This is a genomic window from Mesobacillus subterraneus, assembly GCF_020524355.2.
Taxonomy (GTDB): domain Bacteria; phylum Bacillota; class Bacilli; order Bacillales; family Cytobacillaceae; genus Mesobacillus; species Mesobacillus subterraneus_C.
In genome coordinates this window covers 1,770,637-1,788,103 of sequence record NZ_CP129019.1, presented here as the reverse complement: position 1 = coordinate 1,788,103, position 17,467 = coordinate 1,770,637, and the positions used below count along the sequence as shown (strand labels likewise).

Annotated in this window: 18 protein-coding genes and 1 riboswitch; of the genes, 6 read left to right on the top strand and 12 right to left on the bottom strand. The window is 40.5% G+C overall.

Annotated features, from left to right (window positions below; genetic code table 11):
* Positions 1 to 84 precede the first annotated feature (84 nt).
* Complete coding sequence (locus LC048_RS09190) at positions 85 to 1,659, bottom strand: DEAD/DEAH box helicase (protein WP_226600793.1); 1,575 nt, start codon at positions 1,657 to 1,659, stop codon at positions 85 to 87.
* A 437-nt stretch (positions 1,660 to 2,096) separates the two neighbouring features.
* Between LC048_RS09190 and LC048_RS09185 the strand changes: the two genes are divergently transcribed.
* Positions 2,097 to 2,471: a nucleotide excision repair endonuclease gene (locus LC048_RS09185; protein WP_226600792.1), complete on the top strand. Its 375-nt coding sequence runs from the start codon at positions 2,097 to 2,099 to the stop codon at positions 2,469 to 2,471.
* Positions 2,472 to 2,497: 26 nt separating this feature from the next.
* Here LC048_RS09185 and LC048_RS09180 read toward each other — a convergent pair whose 3' ends face one another.
* From LC048_RS09180 to LC048_RS09165, 4 genes are all read right to left on the bottom strand, one after another.
* Entirely contained in the window at positions 2,498 to 3,097 is a 600-nt protein-coding gene (locus tag LC048_RS09180; protein WP_226600791.1) for a response regulator transcription factor, read from the bottom strand.
* Positions 3,094 to 4,233, bottom strand: a complete 1,140-nt coding sequence (locus LC048_RS09175; RefSeq protein WP_226600790.1) for a sensor histidine kinase — start codon at positions 4,231 to 4,233, stop codon at positions 3,094 to 3,096. Before LC048_RS09175 ends, LC048_RS09180 begins: the two co-directional genes overlap by 4 nt.
* Before the next feature lie 124 nt (positions 4,234 to 4,357).
* Positions 4,358 to 5,392 (bottom strand): Delta(5) desaturase DesA, encoded by a 1,035-nt coding sequence (locus tag LC048_RS09170; protein WP_306050041.1) that lies wholly within the window; start codon positions 5,390 to 5,392, stop codon positions 4,358 to 4,360.
* Positions 5,393 to 5,862: 470 nt separating this feature from the next.
* On the bottom strand, positions 5,863 to 6,135 hold the full coding sequence (locus tag LC048_RS09165; protein WP_226600788.1) for a hypothetical protein: 273 nt from the start codon (positions 6,133 to 6,135) through the stop codon (positions 5,863 to 5,865).
* A 133-nt stretch (positions 6,136 to 6,268) separates the two neighbouring features.
* On the opposite strand from LC048_RS09165, the gene LC048_RS09160 reads away from it, so the two are divergent.
* Positions 6,269 to 7,099 (top strand): SDR family oxidoreductase, encoded by an 831-nt coding sequence (locus tag LC048_RS09160; protein ID WP_226600787.1) that lies wholly within the window; start codon positions 6,269 to 6,271, stop codon positions 7,097 to 7,099.
* Positions 7,100 to 7,402: 303 nt separating this feature from the next.
* Here LC048_RS09160 and LC048_RS09155 read toward each other — a convergent pair whose 3' ends face one another.
* Positions 7,403 to 7,942, bottom strand: a complete 540-nt coding sequence (locus LC048_RS09155) for a VUT family protein (protein WP_226600786.1) — start codon at positions 7,940 to 7,942, stop codon at positions 7,403 to 7,405.
* 59 nt (positions 7,943 to 8,001) lie between these two features.
* On the bottom strand, positions 8,002 to 8,661 hold the full coding sequence (queC, locus tag LC048_RS09150) for a 7-cyano-7-deazaguanine synthase QueC (protein WP_226600785.1): 660 nt from the start codon (positions 8,659 to 8,661) through the stop codon (positions 8,002 to 8,004).
* A gap of 54 nt (positions 8,662 to 8,715) precedes the next feature.
* A riboswitch (PreQ1 riboswitch) is annotated at positions 8,716 to 8,758 on the bottom strand.
* Between the two features lie 340 nt (positions 8,759 to 9,098).
* Between queC and LC048_RS09145 the strand changes: the two genes are divergently transcribed.
* Positions 9,099 to 9,620, top strand: coding sequence for a hypothetical protein (locus tag LC048_RS09145; protein WP_226600784.1), 522 nt, complete (start codon positions 9,099 to 9,101; stop codon positions 9,618 to 9,620).
* Positions 9,621 to 9,649: 29 nt separating this feature from the next.
* Here the strand turns inward: LC048_RS09145 and LC048_RS09140 are convergent, their stop codons facing one another.
* From LC048_RS09140 to LC048_RS09120, 5 genes are read right to left on the bottom strand one after another with little or no spacing between them, the layout of a single operon-like run.
* The gene (locus LC048_RS09140; RefSeq protein ID WP_306050038.1) at positions 9,650 to 10,543 is read right to left on the bottom strand and encodes a hypothetical protein; all 894 of its coding nucleotides are present in this window, start codon (positions 10,541 to 10,543) and stop codon (positions 9,650 to 9,652) included.
* On the bottom strand, positions 10,527 to 14,210 hold the full coding sequence (locus LC048_RS09135) for a multicopper oxidase domain-containing protein (protein WP_226600782.1): 3,684 nt from the start codon (positions 14,208 to 14,210) through the stop codon (positions 10,527 to 10,529). The genes LC048_RS09140 and LC048_RS09135 overlap by 17 nt, the downstream gene beginning before the upstream one ends.
* Before the next feature lie 24 nt (positions 14,211 to 14,234).
* On the bottom strand, positions 14,235 to 14,528 hold the full coding sequence (locus LC048_RS09130) for a hypothetical protein (protein WP_226600781.1): 294 nt from the start codon (positions 14,526 to 14,528) through the stop codon (positions 14,235 to 14,237).
* Positions 14,529 to 14,557: 29 nt separating this feature from the next.
* On the bottom strand, positions 14,558 to 14,890 hold the full coding sequence (locus tag LC048_RS09125) for a hypothetical protein (RefSeq protein ID WP_226600780.1): 333 nt from the start codon (positions 14,888 to 14,890) through the stop codon (positions 14,558 to 14,560).
* 47 nt (positions 14,891 to 14,937) lie between these two features.
* Complete coding sequence (locus LC048_RS09120; protein WP_226600779.1) at positions 14,938 to 15,702, bottom strand: hypothetical protein; 765 nt, start codon at positions 15,700 to 15,702, stop codon at positions 14,938 to 14,940.
* Between the two features lie 132 nt (positions 15,703 to 15,834).
* Between LC048_RS09120 and LC048_RS09115 the strand changes: the two genes are divergently transcribed.
* From LC048_RS09115 to LC048_RS09105, 3 genes are all read left to right on the top strand, one after another.
* Complete coding sequence (locus tag LC048_RS09115) at positions 15,835 to 16,293, top strand: hypothetical protein (protein ID WP_306050035.1); 459 nt, start codon at positions 15,835 to 15,837, stop codon at positions 16,291 to 16,293.
* Entirely contained in the window at positions 16,278 to 16,739 is a 462-nt protein-coding gene (locus LC048_RS09110) for a hypothetical protein (RefSeq protein WP_226600777.1), read from the top strand. Before LC048_RS09115 ends, LC048_RS09110 begins: the two co-directional genes overlap by 16 nt.
* Positions 16,740 to 16,920: 181 nt before the next feature.
* The gene (locus tag LC048_RS09105) at positions 16,921 to 17,430 is read left to right on the top strand and encodes a hypothetical protein (RefSeq protein ID WP_226600776.1); all 510 of its coding nucleotides are present in this window, start codon (positions 16,921 to 16,923) and stop codon (positions 17,428 to 17,430) included.
* Positions 17,431 to 17,467: the final 37 nt, after the last annotated feature.

The following is a 17,467-nucleotide window of genomic DNA, read 5'->3' as shown; positions in this document are numbered from 1 at the left end:
GCTTTTTTGTTTGGTTATCAAGAAAATCTAAAAAATCGGCAGATTTTCAGTGGCCTCGCAATTTGCGGTCTGTTTTTGTGCCAGTTACCTGCTCCTGCGATTGCTTGAACCGCTCCTTTTTTGGGTTCTGCCTCCAGGTGAGCTATAGTTCCTTCTCTCTCTGCCTAGCGTATCCTGATTTGGTTTTTCTCCAGTATTTCTTCTTGGTCTTTCTTCACTACCACGGCTTGAAGGTTTTTCCATTCTTCTTCCACCTGAACGAGAGGAACTTATTTGCTGCCCTTCAGGATAGCTTCTCCGCTCACGCCTTGGAGACGGTTGTTCCCTATCTCTTCGTCCTGGCCCCTCGTACCTGGCTTCACGTCTATCTTCAGCCCTGCTCCGGGAAGCGGGTTCTTTTCCTATTTTTTCGCCACGATGGTCTCTTTCCGGTTTCCTATCATCTCGTCTTCTCGATCTGGTATTCTTTCCCTTGTAATCACCTGATCTTTGTTTGCTTTTATTGCCTGAGTTATATTCATCTGTTTCAGATTCGCCTTTTTTGGCGTTCCCCATGTTTTTCTTTTCGATTCTAATTTTTAGCTCTGTTTCAATCTGATCCAATAATGGTCTATCTTTTGGCGAATAAAAAGTTAAAGCAAGCCCTTCACTGCCTGCCCTGCCCGTACGGCCAATTCGATGGATGTAGCTTTCTGTATCCAAAGGGATATCATAATTGAAAACGTGTGTGACACCTTCAACGTCCAGACCCCTTGCCGCGACATCGGTAGCGATCAAATACTGGATCTTTGCGTCACGGAACTTTTTCATCACCTGTTCCCTTTTCGCCTGAGAAAGGTCTCCATGCAGTTCGTCACAGTTAAAATGGTTCGCTTTCAAAGCGTCATTCAACTTGCTAACCCTTCTTTTTGTCCTGCAGAAAATCACTCCTAAAAACGGCTGATACAATCCAAGTGATTGAATTAAATCATTTTGTTTGGCCCTGTCGGTTGTACTTATGGCAATTTGTTTGATGTTTTCTAATGGGGCCTGTGTTTTCTCGACCTGGATATATTCTGGTTTATACATGTGTTGTTTGGCTAGCCTTTTAATTTCATCAGGCATTGTCGCTGAAAAGAGTAAGGTTTGCCTTGTTTTAGGTGTTTGTTTAATGATTTCTTCAACCTCATTCAAGAAACCGATATGAAGCATTTGATCTGCTTCATCAAGTACAAGAGTAGCTGCATTGGAAAAATCAACAGTCCCCCTGCGGATATGGTCAAGCAATCTTCCAGGAGTACCAATAACTATATGGATGTTTTTCTTTAGTTTTTTCAGCTGTGATTCAACATCCTGACCTCCATAGACAGCAAGAACATTTATTCCTTCCATTCCTTCAATGAGTTTGGTAATTTCATTCGTTATCTGTAATGCAAGCTCTCTTGTAGGTGTTACAATCAATGCCTGTATATTTGATTTTTCGATATCGATTTTCTCCAGGATAGGCAGCACGAAAGCAAAGGTTTTCCCTGTACCCGTCTGCGACTGTGCAATAACATCCTTGCCATCAAGCAATAATGGTATTGCTTTTTCCTGTATTGATGTAGGTTTCGAAATTCCATGCTGGTTAAGCGTTTCTGCAAGTAGTTCTGATATACCTAAAGATCTAAATTGATTCAAATTTAATCCCTGCTTTCTTTAAAAGGCTGGATATTACCAACCATCCTTCTCATTATTGCTTTTTGAGGAGGAAAATATCAAGCTTAAAATTGATCCAACTACCTAAATGTGACTCCGGATTAATCCAAGCAGTCTTTATTTTACCGGCAGTCCTTCTATTCTTTATTGTAACAATTTTCCCATCCAGGATTGTCCGAAAGAACTTCTTTAACAGACATTCTCACAGCTTTATCTTTAAAAAGTGTCCATTAGAACCTCTCTATCGGACAATCTCACGGCTGTTTCTTTAAAAAGTGTCCATAAGAGAACTGAGAAAATTTCTTCTTATTTATTCATTTAGGGTCAGGCTCTTTCTGATTGGGTAAAATAATAATATGTGGATTTTCATATTTGGCTGTGGTACGATTTACTAATTGAAGAATAGGAAGTGATTATTAGTGATTAAGATTGAACTACCAGCACCAGATGTAGTCATTACACGAAGCAAGCAATTAGGAGAAAAGGTTGAAGCGGTCATCAGCAGTGAATATGGTTTTACAGATTATCACCGTATCCCAAGGGATAAAGGCGGAATCATATTGTTTTTCGACGCTGACGATGAGTTGATGTACGTAGGGAAGGCACGAAAACTAAGACCTCGCGTTAAGAAACATTTTGAGGATAGCGTTTCCCCTATTAAAAACCACCGTCATGAAGTCAACAAGATCGCTGTCATTACCGTGGTTGATCCGATAGACAGAGAAATTTATGAAACCTTTGCAATCAACACTCTTAAAGCTAAATATAATATCGATAAGGTATTTTATAAATAAAAGAGCCTGATCTCAGGCTCTTTTTACTACTTAAACCAGCCTTTTTCCTTTGATTGTGTAATTGCTTCAATCCTGTTGGTAACTTGAAGCTTATCCAAGATCGTTGAAATATAATTTCTTACTGTACCTGTTGTAATGCTTAGCTGCCCCGCAATTTCCTTCGTATTTTTTCCATCGGCTACTAGTTCAAGCACTTCCATTTCACGTTCAGTCAGTGGATTTTCTTCGCTGTATACATCGTCCATAAGTTCAGGTGCATATACTCGCCTGCCCCTCATCACACTGCGAATCGAGCTTGCAAGCTCCTCAGACGGACTATCTTTAAGCAAATATCCGCTCACACCAGCTTTTAGCGCTCGCTGAAAATATCCAGAGCGCGCAAACGTTGTTAGAATTATAACTTTGCATCCCAATCCCTTCAATTCTTCAGCTGCTTCCAGTCCGGTTTTACCCGGCATTTCAATATCCATCACACAGATGTCCGGCTTGAGCTCTTTGGCAAGCGCGACAGCTTCTTCCCCATTGCTCGCCTTTCCCACAACTTCCATATCATCCTCAAGACTCAAAAGGGAGCCTAATGCCCCCAACAGCATGCGCTGGTCCTCAGCAATGACAATCCGAATCATATAAGGTCCTCCCTGCCAGATTGTTTTAATACCTTTGGTATCTTGATTAATAATGTCGTGCCGTCTTCTGAAAATATATCAAGGGTACCATTCACGAACTCAAGACGTTCTCTCATACCATGTAGACCACTGCCTTTATATAGATCTTCATCTGAGATTTTCCCGACCCCATTGTCACTAATTTCTGCAACCAGTTCCTTCTCTGTCTGCTTTATGGAGATGGTGCAGATTGATGCCTTACTATGCTTCACTACGTTCGTAACTGCTTCCTTTAAACACATGCTAAGGATATTCTCTGACAGCAAGGACACATTGTTGAGATTGAATTCCTCTTCATCCCCGATAAACTTGATCTCAGCAGCTTTTAACATTTGGCTGACATGGACCAATTCATCACGGACCCGGATTCCCCTCATTTCGGCAACCATTTTTCTTACTTCGTTAAGTGCTGTTCTCGCCGTCTGCTGGACATCCTTCAGTTCTTCTTTTGCCAGCTCTGGATCTTTATTGATTAATTTCCTTGCTAAGTCACTTTTGAGTCCTATCAGGGAAAGTTTCTGACCGAGGGTATCATGCAAATCACGGGCAATCCTCTGTCGCTCCTCTATTTTTACCAAATCGGAAATTCGTTTGTTGGCATCCTCAAGCTTCTCTTCCAGTTCTCCTCTTTCATTTCTGTTATGGATACTAAACGGAAGTAGTATGACACCAATCCATACAATCACAATGATTGGCAGCTGTCTGATGAAAAAGTCTTCCTTGAGGACAATTTCAAAGTTAATGACGATCGACGTCCCTATAAGATGGATGAAATATAAAACAAGAAATGGAAGCCTGTCTTTGATATTCCCAATAAAATATGCGATAAAAAACGCAAAATATATATAACTGAAAAGACTTGTCGACGCTATAGAAATTCCGATTAATATACAAGTCCATAGATATACTGTCCAGCCTTTTGAGACAAAAGCCACCCAGTATACGAGAAAGAACAATAGGCTCAATATGATACCTACCACTTTTCCGATTGTTGTTGGCATCTGCCAAATGAAGTAAAAAGGCAATATGCCAAGGATCGTCCAAATATAAGGTGAGATACCCGTACTTCTAAGCGAATTGAAAAACTTTTTAATCATATTAAAACCTCTGCTTTTTATACATATCTACTTTCATTTTACCATAAGAAAAATTTGTCAGCTTACAAAAAATTACTCCCCTTAATCCTGGAGTGATTCAATCCTGGAATAAGGGGAGTTGATTTTATAGTTCTGGCTTCGTCTGAGCCGTCAATTTATTTGTTCGCTCATATGCCTTCATTTCCTTGAAGCTGATAAACTGCTTATTCCGTTCATCCCATAAACGGAATTTCAATGATGTTAAGCTTGTAGAAAGTGTTATGGTCGGGACATTCTGCAAAGGCTTCGTATTCTTGTGGACTTCTTCAAGTTTATAATTGGGAACCCTCGGGCTTAAATGGTGTACATGGTGGTATCCGATGTTGCCAGTTATCCATTGTAGTACCTTAGGAAGCTGATAATATGAACTTCCTTCTACCGCAGCTCTCACGTATTCCCAATCCTTATCAGCCTCGAAATATGAATCTTCGAATGTATGCTGTACATAGAATAGCCAAATGCCAAACATACCTGCAATAAAGAAGATAGGTCCTTCAACCATTATGAATGCCTTCCAGCCAATTGCCCAAATCAATAGAGCAGAAATTCCAAAAATCAGCACATTCGTTAGATAGGTGTTCAAGCGCTCCTTAGTCCTTGCACCTTTTCGATTAAAACGGTTCGTAATCAAAACAATATAAATCGGCCCAAGTACAAACATCACCAATGGGTTACGGTAGAGTCTGTATGCGAGTTTCGTCCACATAGGGGCAGCCATATATTCATCGACTGTCAGGACCCAGATGTCCCCTGTCCCACGCTTGTCCAAGTTGCTGCTCGTTGCGTGGTGCACAGAATGTTCATGTCCCCACTGGCTATAAGGGAACAATGTCAATACTCCTGTGAGCGTACCAACCACTTTGTTCGCTGTACGATTCTTGAAAAATGAATGGTGCGTACAATCATGGAAGATAATGAAGATCCTGATCATGAAACCAGCTGCAAGAACAGCGATTCCAATAGTTAACAAATAAGAAATCTCGATGCTTTGGTAGGTCAAAAACCATAAAACTAAAAATGGAACGACCGTATTGATTATTTGAATGATACTATCTTTAATGTTAGAACTTTCATAAGGGGCGACCTGTTTTCTAAGTTCCTTTGCGTTGTGAGTTGCCATCTTGTTATAAATTCCCCTTTCGGATTTGTTAGTTAACCAAATTATAAATAAGGGAAATGAATCTGTGCAGTAGCAGGTGTCATGCATGACACATGATAAATGTCATGTTTCAGTAAAGTTCTTGTTCAAAACCCTGATTTATCAATGTTTCCACCACTAAGACCAGGTAATAATATTTGTTGATATTTTTAAAATAAAGTTAAATGGTGAATTTTATTGTAAGTTCTTCTTTATCAAATGAAGCTTGATTTTCATCTGAAAAATTACAATACTTATCGAATATCAAATGCAACAATTAGTTATACACTAATTTTTTTACTAAATGTATTAAATTTTTATACATAGATTAGTGTCCAGCTCCAGCGCCTAGCCCCTCGAGTCGCTTCGGTCCGATCATTGAAGTCAAAGAACCACTTCATTGGTCGGCCCTCCAGCGCTTGTCGGGGCTGACCAAGGCGCTTGCGCTTTTCTTATTTGCCACAAAATTTTTCGGCCGGTCTAATTGAATATTCCTCCTCCCACTCGATATATTTGCCTTCATTACAAGGTTTTGCTAAGATTTCCTGTACTGTCGGAGGAAATGGATTACTCCTTATATGAACGGCCAGTTTATTCAACACCTTTCCATAATCCACTGACTCACAATTGGCCAACCACATAAGAATCGTTTCACTCTTTAAAGTTACAAGCGGATAAACTTTTTCAATCAAATTAAGGATTTTGAATGCTTCTACCTTCGTCATATGCATGCTCCTTTTCATGGAAAATCCACAGTATTAGATTTTTTCCATGAATGCTAGAAAGATACATTAGTTCATGTTTAAAATAATTTTTTACTGTAATATAGTAAAAAAGACAGTGAAGAAGGTGAAATATTTGAAAACAGCCATTGTAACTGGCTCCTCTAGCGGGTTTGGTGAATTGATCGCGGTCGAATTGGCTAAATCAGGTTTCCAGGTGATCGCAACAATGCGAAACCTCTATAAAAAAGAACACCTGCTAAAACTTGCTGCCGCTGAAAGTGTGACAGATAACATAACCATTTTTCCATTGGATGTTACGATGGAAGAATCAATCGAGAAATACAAAGTGTTTGTAGAATCCCTTGTGTCTGTAGATGTGCTCGTCAACAATGCGGGATATGCTCATGGTGGATTTTCTGAGGAACTCACAGTCGATGATTATCGAAGGCAATTTGAAACGAACTTTTTTGGCGTTATTGCTGTTACACAGGCTGTCCTTCCTGTCATGCGCAGGCAGGGATCAGGTAAAATTATCAATATGAGCAGCATCAGCGGCAGATTTGGATTCCCCGGATTGTCTCCCTACGTTTCTTCTAAACATGCTCTTGAAGGTTATAGTGAAAGCTTAAGGCTCGAACTCAAGCCTTTTGGGATTGATGTGGTTCTTGTCGAGCCGGGTTCTTATAAAACAAATATTTGGCAAAGCATCGAAAATGTATCACTGCCAAATGATTCACCATATTACTTGCTCAAGGATTCAATAATGAAAACATTAACAGCCGAGCAAGATTCCTATGGAGATCCACTAGATGTTGCCAGGCTTGCAGTGACGATTGCTTCAAATGAAAGCTCACCAAACCTAAGGTACCCCATTGGAAAAGGTGTCAAGACCATGATTCAATTAAAAAACTATTTCCCTTGGAAAACCATTGAAAGAATCGTTTTGAAAAAATTAAAGTTATAATGCATCCAGTGACTAAAATTAAATTTTCTAATGGGTAACGAGGTCTAAACATGCTATATGGCTTAAACATGCTCAGTGAGTCTCCTTCAGTTCCTTGGGATTGATCTTTAATATTTTCAACCTTTGTTATTGTGATCAAGAATGAAATAATCGGTAATTTGGAAAGGCAAACTGAACGATCCAGCCTGAGTTTCAGGAAAAAAAACAAGAGAATATGAAAGAAAAAAGTGATAATATTACTCCGGTAAAATTCATCATAATCAAACAAAAGGTGCTCGATCAATAGATCGGCACCTTTTTATCCTAGTGTGTCATTGCTTTATTATTGAAAATGTTGTTAATAGGGTTAAGCAGTATTGCGCCAATTCCCTGGATGATGGTTTTAACAATAACCTGGCCTAAAATCGCTGCAGGAACAGCTTCCCACGGAAGGAAGTTTGCTCCTAATGGACTTAGCCCGATTACGACAAAGATGACTGAATCCAGGAGGCCGCCAACTAATCCGCTGTAGAAGATTCTCCAGCTCATTGGAAGCTTAAGCCTCGTGTAAATTTCAGTATCAGTCGTCTCAGCAACAGCAAAACTCAATGCCGAAGCAAAAACGATCGTAAGTGTATCTCCTAGTATATACGAAACAATAGCAGAAAGAACGAGCGCCAAACCGATGAACATATAAGTTTTCGCCCGGCCGTACTTATTCTGCACAAGGTCACGGAAAATGAATGTAGCCCCTATCAGCAATGTCCCCATCGGCACAATGAACATTCCAAATTGAAGTGGCGCAAGAGCAGCTGTAATCACATTGGCAGTAACAATTGAAATTAAGTATAAAAAGATTCTCATTATCTTACCTCCGTCTATTAATATCTTTATCTATTTTTGCATGATCGCATAAACTGAAATTAGGTATCAAGATTTCCTTCGAGGAACTCATCCAGCCCTCTTTTTCGTAACTTACAGGCCGGACAGCTACCACAGCCATCTGCAATGACTCCGTTATAGCAAGTCAGTGTTCTTGACCTGACAAATTCAAAAGCGTCTAAATCATCAGCCAGCTTCCAAGTTTGTGACTTATTCAGCCACATTAATGGTGTATGAATGACAAAGTTCTCGTCCATTGATAGGTTAATAGTTACATTCAATGATTTTATGAACACGTCCCTGCAATCTGGATAGCCGCTGAAGTCCGTTTCGCAAACACCTGTTACGATGTGCTTTGCTTTCACTTGGCTTGCAAGAACTCCAGCAAAGGATAAAAACAATAGATTCCTCCCCGGCACAAATGTTGATGGCAGTTCTCCGTCTTCCCCATCCTTTACATCGATATCACTTCGAGTAAGTGCGTTAGGAGCTAGTTGGTTTAGCAGACTCATGTCAAGAACATGATGCTTAATGCCAAGCTCGCTTGCAATTTCTTCTGCACATCGTATTTCAGTCCGATGACGCTGGTTGTAATCGAAAGTGACTGCTTCAACCTCTCCAAATTCCTTCATAGCCCAAAACAGGCAAGTCGTACTATCCTGTCCGCCGCTGAATACGACAACGGCTTTTTCATTTTTCATAAGAAATGCTCCTTTACAACAGAAAAAACAGTACCACTAAGACAGCAGTACTGTTTTCCCTTAGTTTTTTTGAGAGGGTAGCTAGAACCTCTTCCGTCAGAACGGAATATGTAATTTTGACTTTTTTATTTTATCATACATTTTATAAAAGAAAAGCTTATTTTATGTCAACATTTTTAGATTTTTCTAGGTCATGGTGCCTGAAGCAGACAGCTGCCCTTATCGTCGAAGAGTGATAGTACTGACGGCTCTATAGTCAGTTTATTCAAGAATCAGACTAAATAGTTCTTCGCGTTCTTTGTTGAAACTTTCTTTGGAACGGCAATCCTGAAGATACCATAATCCTGACAGGGCATCTTGCTCATACAAAAATTTTTTACAGGAATAAAATGAAAACAGGCACCTATTTCTAAAACCCATAAGGAGGGAGGATAAAGATGGATATTGGGGCTTATTTTTCAAGAAGTCGAGATTATTTCAAACAGAATTCTCAAGAATACCATGACTGCGACCATCCACAATGCGATGATGTTGATTCAGCCTTTACCTTTAGCTCACATTCAGATTGCCCAACCATGGATGATCTGGAATCAAGTTCACATCATGGATATTGCCATAGCTATAAAGATGATTGTGTCCCGGTAATTTTCGACCGCCGGTATAATTTCACTGATCGAGAGTTATGCAGCAGGCATTTCAGCGTCCGCTTGGGAGGTTTGCGGCACAAAATGGCAGCAGTATTACGTGGTTATATTGGATGTAAAGTTATTATAGGGTCAGAATGTGACAGCAAGATTAAAAAAGTCAATGGTCGTATTTCCTTTGTTGGAACAGATTTTGTTGAGCTAGTCATCCACAAAAAAAACAAGGGAAACCGTAACTACCCAAAAAAGAAATATAAGATGATTCCGTTTGATAAAATCAATTGGTTTGAAAAGGATGAAGGAAATAACGCCTGAGCAAATGCTCAGGCGCTTCTAATTGTTACTCAACCTTTTTTCAGGTAGCAGAACGTCGTAAATGGTATTGCTTTAACCTGTGCACTTTCGCTGACAAGAATAACGTTTCCGTTTTCTAGCCCTGCCAATGAACCTATTACCTTCTCAGAATTTGTATAGATTTTTATTTTTTCATCCATAAATGTTTTAAGGTACATTGATAACTTAATCCTGAAAAAGATCTGGATCAGCTCAGGATCATGAGCTACTGTTTCTCCAAAATTATAGGTCAGGTCTCTCCGAAAACATGGATCGATATCTACTAAAGGAGCTTTGGCTTTCGGTAGATGATACGGCTTTTTGGATAAAACCAGACAGATCTTATTGAAAGGTATAATGAATGTCTTTCTGTTTTTCTGAAGTTGGACAAAATCACTGCCTACTAATTGGACAAAGCCTTCAAGGAAATTTTTGTTCAATTTATTTTTTTTACATTTATGCTTGCGCTTCTTCTTGGCAAGCCGTTTCTTCTTGTGATACCTTTGCTTCTTGGTCTTCTTGTTTAAAACTTCCTCTTTTGGCTTTAGTGGACTAGCTTCTGTAAAGCTCTCCCCAGAATCTGAACAGTTGATTTTAATCTTCACCATTTCCCCTGCCAGTCCATCGAATAAAATTCTCCGTCCAAGTTCAGACTGCACATTTGATAGCCCGAGGTCCAATAGCATACGGTTGGCTTTATCAATTTTTTCTTCTAATTCGTGCAACCGGTCATCAGGCATACAAGATGTCGGTGAAGGGATTTTTGGAGTTTCGATGATATCGGGACAGCCCTCCGGTAAGCACAATTCATCTTCCGGATCGGTTGCAGAAGAGGAACTGCTTTCCATCATCTCATGGCTTGAAGACTCATCAACTGGAATTTCAATTTTATGCCTTTTCTTCATTGCTCCACTTCCCTTCAACTTCCTCAAGGTGCGGCAGGTATTCCTTTGGATCCTTATGAACACGGAAGATTCCCCACATCCCCAATTCTATGTCCCAGCGGATATTGCCGGAACGGTACAAGTAATCTCCTGGGAAATTGAATACTCCTCCTGCTCCTCCAATCAAGCGCAAATCATCTGTATGGCCCGTAACCATATGGCCTAAAAATGACTGAATCCGCGAATCAAGATCTTTACTGTCAAATTTCCAGTAATGTCCATGAAGGTGGAAGGTGTGAGATCTGCGCCTTTCTGCAGGAGTGGTAATCCGTATAACCACTGCCTCGCCAGGATATGCCTCGAATAAAGGTGTCGAAGGGTCCCCGAAAATTTCTGATGAAAACAGCTCGTGCATTACTGGGTGTTCCTTGTATCGATTGATTAATCTCTCACTACGGTAGTTAAATCCTCTTGACCCATAATCATACGTGTCGACTTCTTCGAGCACTTCTGTATCTGGTATGACCCCATCCATAGGATCAATGATGACCTTTCCATTTTTATCCTCAAGTCTCACACCATCATGCAATATGAGGACGAATTCTCTTGTAGCAGGTAGCAAGGGGTGGCAAAGGACGACATTTTCACCGGTATTCACTTTTTCCTGGCTGCGAGGGTCAAGGTATGTTGTAAATCTTGATTCAGCAATAAATGCTCCAAATGTTCCAAACGAACGGTGGTTTCGCAAATCAGCCATGTCCCACATAGAACACATTCCAAACTGGCCATCAACAAACCATCTATACGTGATTGTCTCACCAGGACCGACAGTTTGGTCCGGATTGTAACCAACTGTGTCTCCACTGGATGTCTTTACGTCGTAATTCAGCAGGCTAGTGTGCAGTGATATCCTTAGTGACGGAGGATAAAAGGATTGTTCTTTTACCGGCGGGTAAGGGTGGATTCCATCTTCAAAGGGAAAGAGTTCTTTCTTCAGCTCACTTGTAAGGGTTACCTCTACAAGGTCTCCGACATTTGCCCTTAAGATTAGAGGAACCGGATTCTTTTTTCCTGAGAGAATGTCTTCTGCATCCTCTTTTAAAGAGAAAATAATTCCAAATGGGTCATGATCGCCATATGAGTTGTATTGAATTGGTGTCTGGAATGCGACAACCTCGAATTTCTTGACTGGTGAACCCTTATAAGCTTCTGGCGGAAGACTGGCAAGAGGATGAGCTTTTTCAGGCGGTTTCCCTGTAGGCTTAGGAGGTTCAGCGGTTCCATCCGGAAGCGCTTCTCGGTCTGCCAATACGATTAAATCCTTCATTTTTGAGCTATACGCCCGGATTAAACCCCATGTACCAAGCCAAACATCTTCCTCATCCTCAAAAGCCCAAAGATAATCTCCGGATGAAGGAATTTCAGTTTCAAAAGTAAACGACTCAGAAATACCGATATGCTGCTGGGCTTTCATTGATGACCCCAAATCCGGCCTCTCTTCTTTCCACTTTAAACCGTGGATATTAAAACTGTGAGATTCCTCATGCGCGCCCTGCAAGAGCCTAATTCTAATTGGGTCTCCTTCATAAGCTCTGAGAATCGGAGTGACTGGATCACCATGAACAAAGGAACTGAAGGAGTAGGCAGGGTCACAATCTTCACCAAGCCTGAACTGTAAAGGTTCACACTTATAATTGACACCAAAAACACCTGGGTCATCCTCAGAACCAGGATACCTAGGGGGCTGGATTGGACGGCCATTTTTATCGAATAAAAGGGCAAAGTCATGGACGAAAAGTGTCTGGTCACGATAATCCGGGATAAAAGGGTGTTGTACAGAAATCTGCGTACCATGATCCACTTCTTCACCTGTTCTCGAATCAAGGAATTTAGAGAATCGCGGCTGAATCACGCCTGCTCCAAAAACGCCATGCTGCTGATGGGAGTTAGCAAATAAATGATCATGGAAAAAAAACGCCTTTAATTCAGTTTCTGCATACCATTCATAACGTATCGTCTGTCCTGGAAGAACTGCACTATCATAATTCCAGCCTACATTTCCTCCATCACAGGCAAGGACATCAAATTTTACAAAGTGAATGTGAAAACCATTTTCATACGTCCTTGTCACTAATTGGAATGCGTCACCGTCTAAAATATGAGGCAGCCGATTTGTATAGTTCATTCTTATACATGCACCAGCAGAAACATGGAAGACTAGCGGCTCGGGCTCTTTTTTTCCAGCAAGGATATCATCGAGATCTTCGTCCATGACGTAAAATCTTGCCTTCGGATCATGCCAGCCCTGCTTGTTATAAACTACTGGCATTTCAATAGCAGAAACATTAAATTCGACTACTACTGGATCTTGGTCAATGCAAGGGTCAACGAAAACTGCTCCCGGACGGGGGTTTGGAATCGCTGCCTTACGTTCCAGTTCAGTCATATCCCGGCCTCCGACAATGCCTAGTGGCGGTCTTGGTGCTTTATAGCCGACTTTCCCTGGTATAAAATTTGGGAATCCGGGTTTTTCAGGAGTGGGCTTCGGTGGTGCCGGGCGGTCTGGCAACGGCTTTAAGGCATTAATTCTAACACCATTTGGATAACACTGGCTTCCATCCTGGAGAGTATTAAAAACTCTGTTGATTCCCCACATGCCTATGCCGAAGTGTGGATACAGATGGCAGTGAATGATGGAATCACCAATAGCACCATGCAGGCTTCCAAGTCCATAAAGTGGCTGAAGTGAATAATGAGTCTGAGGGCTTATAGATTGTGCATCAAGTATTTCAGAATTAATATTGCTGGAATCACCCAACCATTGATGGACATGGTAGTGAAACACATGAGTTTCTTTTACCCCGCCATGAATCAGCCTGATGACTGCCGGGTCTCCCACATATCCTCTTAATATTGGAGTGGCAGGGTCACCAAAAACCCATGAGTCATGATGGACTTCTTCTGAATCACAATCCGGGCATACTACTCCCGCCTCCATCAGTCTTTTCCGGTTCGTCATCGGTTCATAGCGAAGATTCACTCCATGGAAGGATTCAGCTTCCTGGTTGGTCATTGGGTTGAAGGGTCGGTTCCCAGTTAGATCCTTGATTTCCATTTCATCATTAAAGAACCAGGAGTACTCCCTGAAAGATGGAAGAAAAGGATGGTGTATGTCAGCGTACACCCCACTATTGATAGGTCCGCCCGTAACAGGATCAGTCCAGCTGGATCCCCTTTTTTGGACAAGCAGCGCCCCGAATAATCCCTGGACACTTGATCCTTGTTCTGTGCTTGAAACATTGCCCATGTCGGTGAAGAAGTAGATACCTTCTTGACTAGCATTAATCCGGTAAACAATCTCCCCTCCAGGCTCTACCGTTGTATCAGGGTTATAACCTGCATCCGCTCCGTCGGATGTCAGGACATTATAATCAGCTTCCTGGAAGTGCATACCTGCTGAAAAAGGAAGCTGGTTTTCAAACAGTATTTCAACCATATCCCCCTCGTTGGCACGAATAGTTAACGGTTGAACAAGATCAATAGGCTTATAAGGATTTTTTTTCACGAGGTCCTTAATCTTTGACTCATTTTCCTTCAAGACATAAATTCTGCCATTGGGATTGTGGTCACCGAACGTATTAACTACTATTCTCGTTGAAATTCCGACAACATGATATTTTCGTAACATGGATTTCCCCCCCTTCATAGGTATTTAATAATCTTCAAGCTTTGGTATTTTTGGTGCACCAGGCCTTTCAATATAGAAAACTTCAATATTATGAATGTGAATGTACCAATCGCGGTTTTCTAATTGGGCAAAGTGAGTGGTCTCCACATCGATCCTTACTGTATCACCGATCAATTCCTTGATTATGCCTACGAACATATACGGATAGGATGGAGAAATCACAAGCGTCTTGTGGCCAATTCCATTTCTGAAGTGTTCCATAATGGCAGAGTCATGGATTTCATTTACATTTGTCATTTTTGAGTAATCTAGTGACATAAGAAATGATACCTCCCTTACTTGTCTGATTAAACTAACGGTATTCTCATAGAACAATCGACATCTGTTGTAAAATGCGCAATTTTTTCAAAAGGAATGGATATAGGTATTGGAAATTTATGGAATGGTGCGTTCAAAATTTTAATTGTGACTGGTGTAAGTGTTAAATGGCCTGGTTCAACTTCAGCTACCTTTCCGCAAAAAATCGGTCTAAAGGTTTGCCCTAAAATATTTAATTGTGATGATTCCGTAACGATCAGAATTTGTTTGCCCATCTGGTTGCTAAAAAAATCAAATAACGGGTCATTGACTTTAGTATCATTTGGTACAGTAGATAATGATTTTAATTGAGAGTCATGCATTTGCTTCACCCTTTCTCGTTCTTCTGAAATCTTGGGAATTAAGAATCTTATCGGAATAAAGTAGTTAAAACGGTTTTCCCCATTAAAATCACCCGGTTAATAAAGCGGGCAGAGATGAGATGTGACAGATCTTTGAAGACAATTTCTCGATTGGAGTTAAAAGACTGTAACAAGATACTTTCTTCACTCACCGAGACGATTTTCCCCCAGGCTGTTTCTTCAGCAGTAATAGCTTTGATCCATAATCCATTCCATCTATCAAGGTTGCCCCTAAGGGATTCTTCGAAAAATTGGTGAATTAGTACATCGCGTTTGGCAACTGTTTCACCAAAATTCGTTGTTAGTTTTCTCTTAAGATCATTATCATAGATAAAATTTTGATGAGTGTTCTCATAGGTCGGCACTCCTGCGGGAGAATTTGCCGATATAACGGTTTTATACGGAATCCATATTCGGTCCTTTAAATTCGTCAGGATGACAAAATCCCTACCGATTGCATTGACCTTCCCTGAGAGTTCCTCTGTAGTCCCTTGATGGTCAATATAGACTATTACCTCTTGATTTCGTTTCATCTTAAAAAATTTCTTAAGTATCAGCGTTTTTTTAAATTCAGGAACAGCATTCGCAAGTGTATGAAGGTTTGTTTGTTCCAGGTATTCGGCAATGATTTTATTCTCTTCAAGTGAAGTTGCACCAGGTGGTGAAGTAATTTGATTACCGATTTCATGAATGGGATCAACTTGCCGAAGCTCATTCTTTCTATCCTCTAAAAGATTTTTTAAGTAATCCGAATGTCGCATACCTGTTCTCAACGATTTGACTCCTTTCGAACAAATTTCCCATTATCATATGAGGCAAATATCTTAAACGTCATTATAATTGGCAAAAAATTCAAACACCTCATCTTCAGTTATGAATACATTGAACAGTAGAGGTGATGAGTTTTGCCGGAATGGATAGTGATTTTTTACCCAATTAATTTCCTGTCCGCATACGTTCTATATATCTATCTATACAATCGAAGAAAACTGATCGGCTTTCATTTAGGAATGAACTTAACCATGGTGACTGCTGGAGGTCTGGCTCTCGGGACAGGGATTATTTTTATCAACTTGTATCCTTTTTACTTTTTGGAGGCAACCTTGTTTTCGGTGATCGTAGGTGGTATTTCAGGTGTTTTGTTTGGCAACCTCTTTGACTATCAAACCTTATTGTCTGGTTATATAACTGGGTTAATGATGGGGATCATGGCGCCGATGGTTGGAGCTGCCGCATATGAAGGTGTTTTGTTCTTAATCATGATTGAGATTTTTATCCTCAGTTCTTTTTGCATAGCGGCCGCGCTTCGGCTTACAAAACCTGATACATTCGTTTGGAGGGGTCTTTTATGCATATATTATTAATTTCGATAACTTCCATCAATATTTTCATTGGGGCCTGGCTATATTATGTACTCCGTAAATCGAGATTGTTATTTAGTGACAGGTTCTCATATACAGCTTCCTCTTTTGCCAGCAGCACACTGGGACTAGTTACTTCCATAAATCTGGTATTGCTTTTCCCTAACCATCTCGAAATTGTTGGTGTGCTTAACATTTTACTCGGTATCACATTCGGATTTTCATACGGCTCTATGTTGAATGCCCAATCATTGATGGCTGGGATTTATAACGGTGGATTAAGCGCAATCATGGGAACAATGCTGGGAGTGATAATAAAAAACCCCGCTATTTGCGGTCTTCCTGGTACCATTGCCTCCGAACAAGAAATGGTGATCTTCTTTGCCCTTTTCAGTCTGTGTATCCAGGGGATATCTGCTATATTGCTCATATTTTCTTTTAAAGCGTGAATGAATAATGGTACATTCATTGAATCGATTGAATGATAAACTGTGCTTATTATCACATTCTTAAGCTTAACTGGACCTATTCTTATAACACAAAATTTGCAAAAAACATTGAGAATGTTTTATAGGACAACTTGAGTGGTATCCTACAATATAAAAGTAGTTGAATCAGGAGGATATATTCATGTCAATTTCATTCAATAAATTCATTATACCTGCAGGATTGGCAGTATTGCTCATGACTGGCTGCAACAGCGATGAGGCAGAGCAAGGTGCAAAAAAGTTAGAAGAGGAAACAAAGAATGCTGCTGAAGCTACGGAGGAAAAATCAAAAGAAGTAGTCGATAAAGTGAAAGAAGAGGCTCCGGGAATCATCCAGAACATGAAGGATACGTATAAAGAAAGTGAACAAGAAGTTAAAGACAACACTCTCCAGGCAGGCGATCAGGCTACTGTACAAAAAGATGCCCTACTCGCCCTTACTACGGAAGGATATGATGAGCTCTATCAATTGATTGAAATTAACGATGTAGAAGGGGTAGACAAGAGCATACAGGATAATAAAGTTAAGGAAATCAAGCAAGGCAGTGAAGCAGAAGTTTTAGAAAGAGATATTAGACGAACCAAGGTAAAGATGAAAGATTCCGGGGAGGAAGGATACCTTCCTACCACAATGCTTGAACCTGTTAAGTAAAAAGATCAAGACCCTGATTGACGTTCAGGGTCTAATT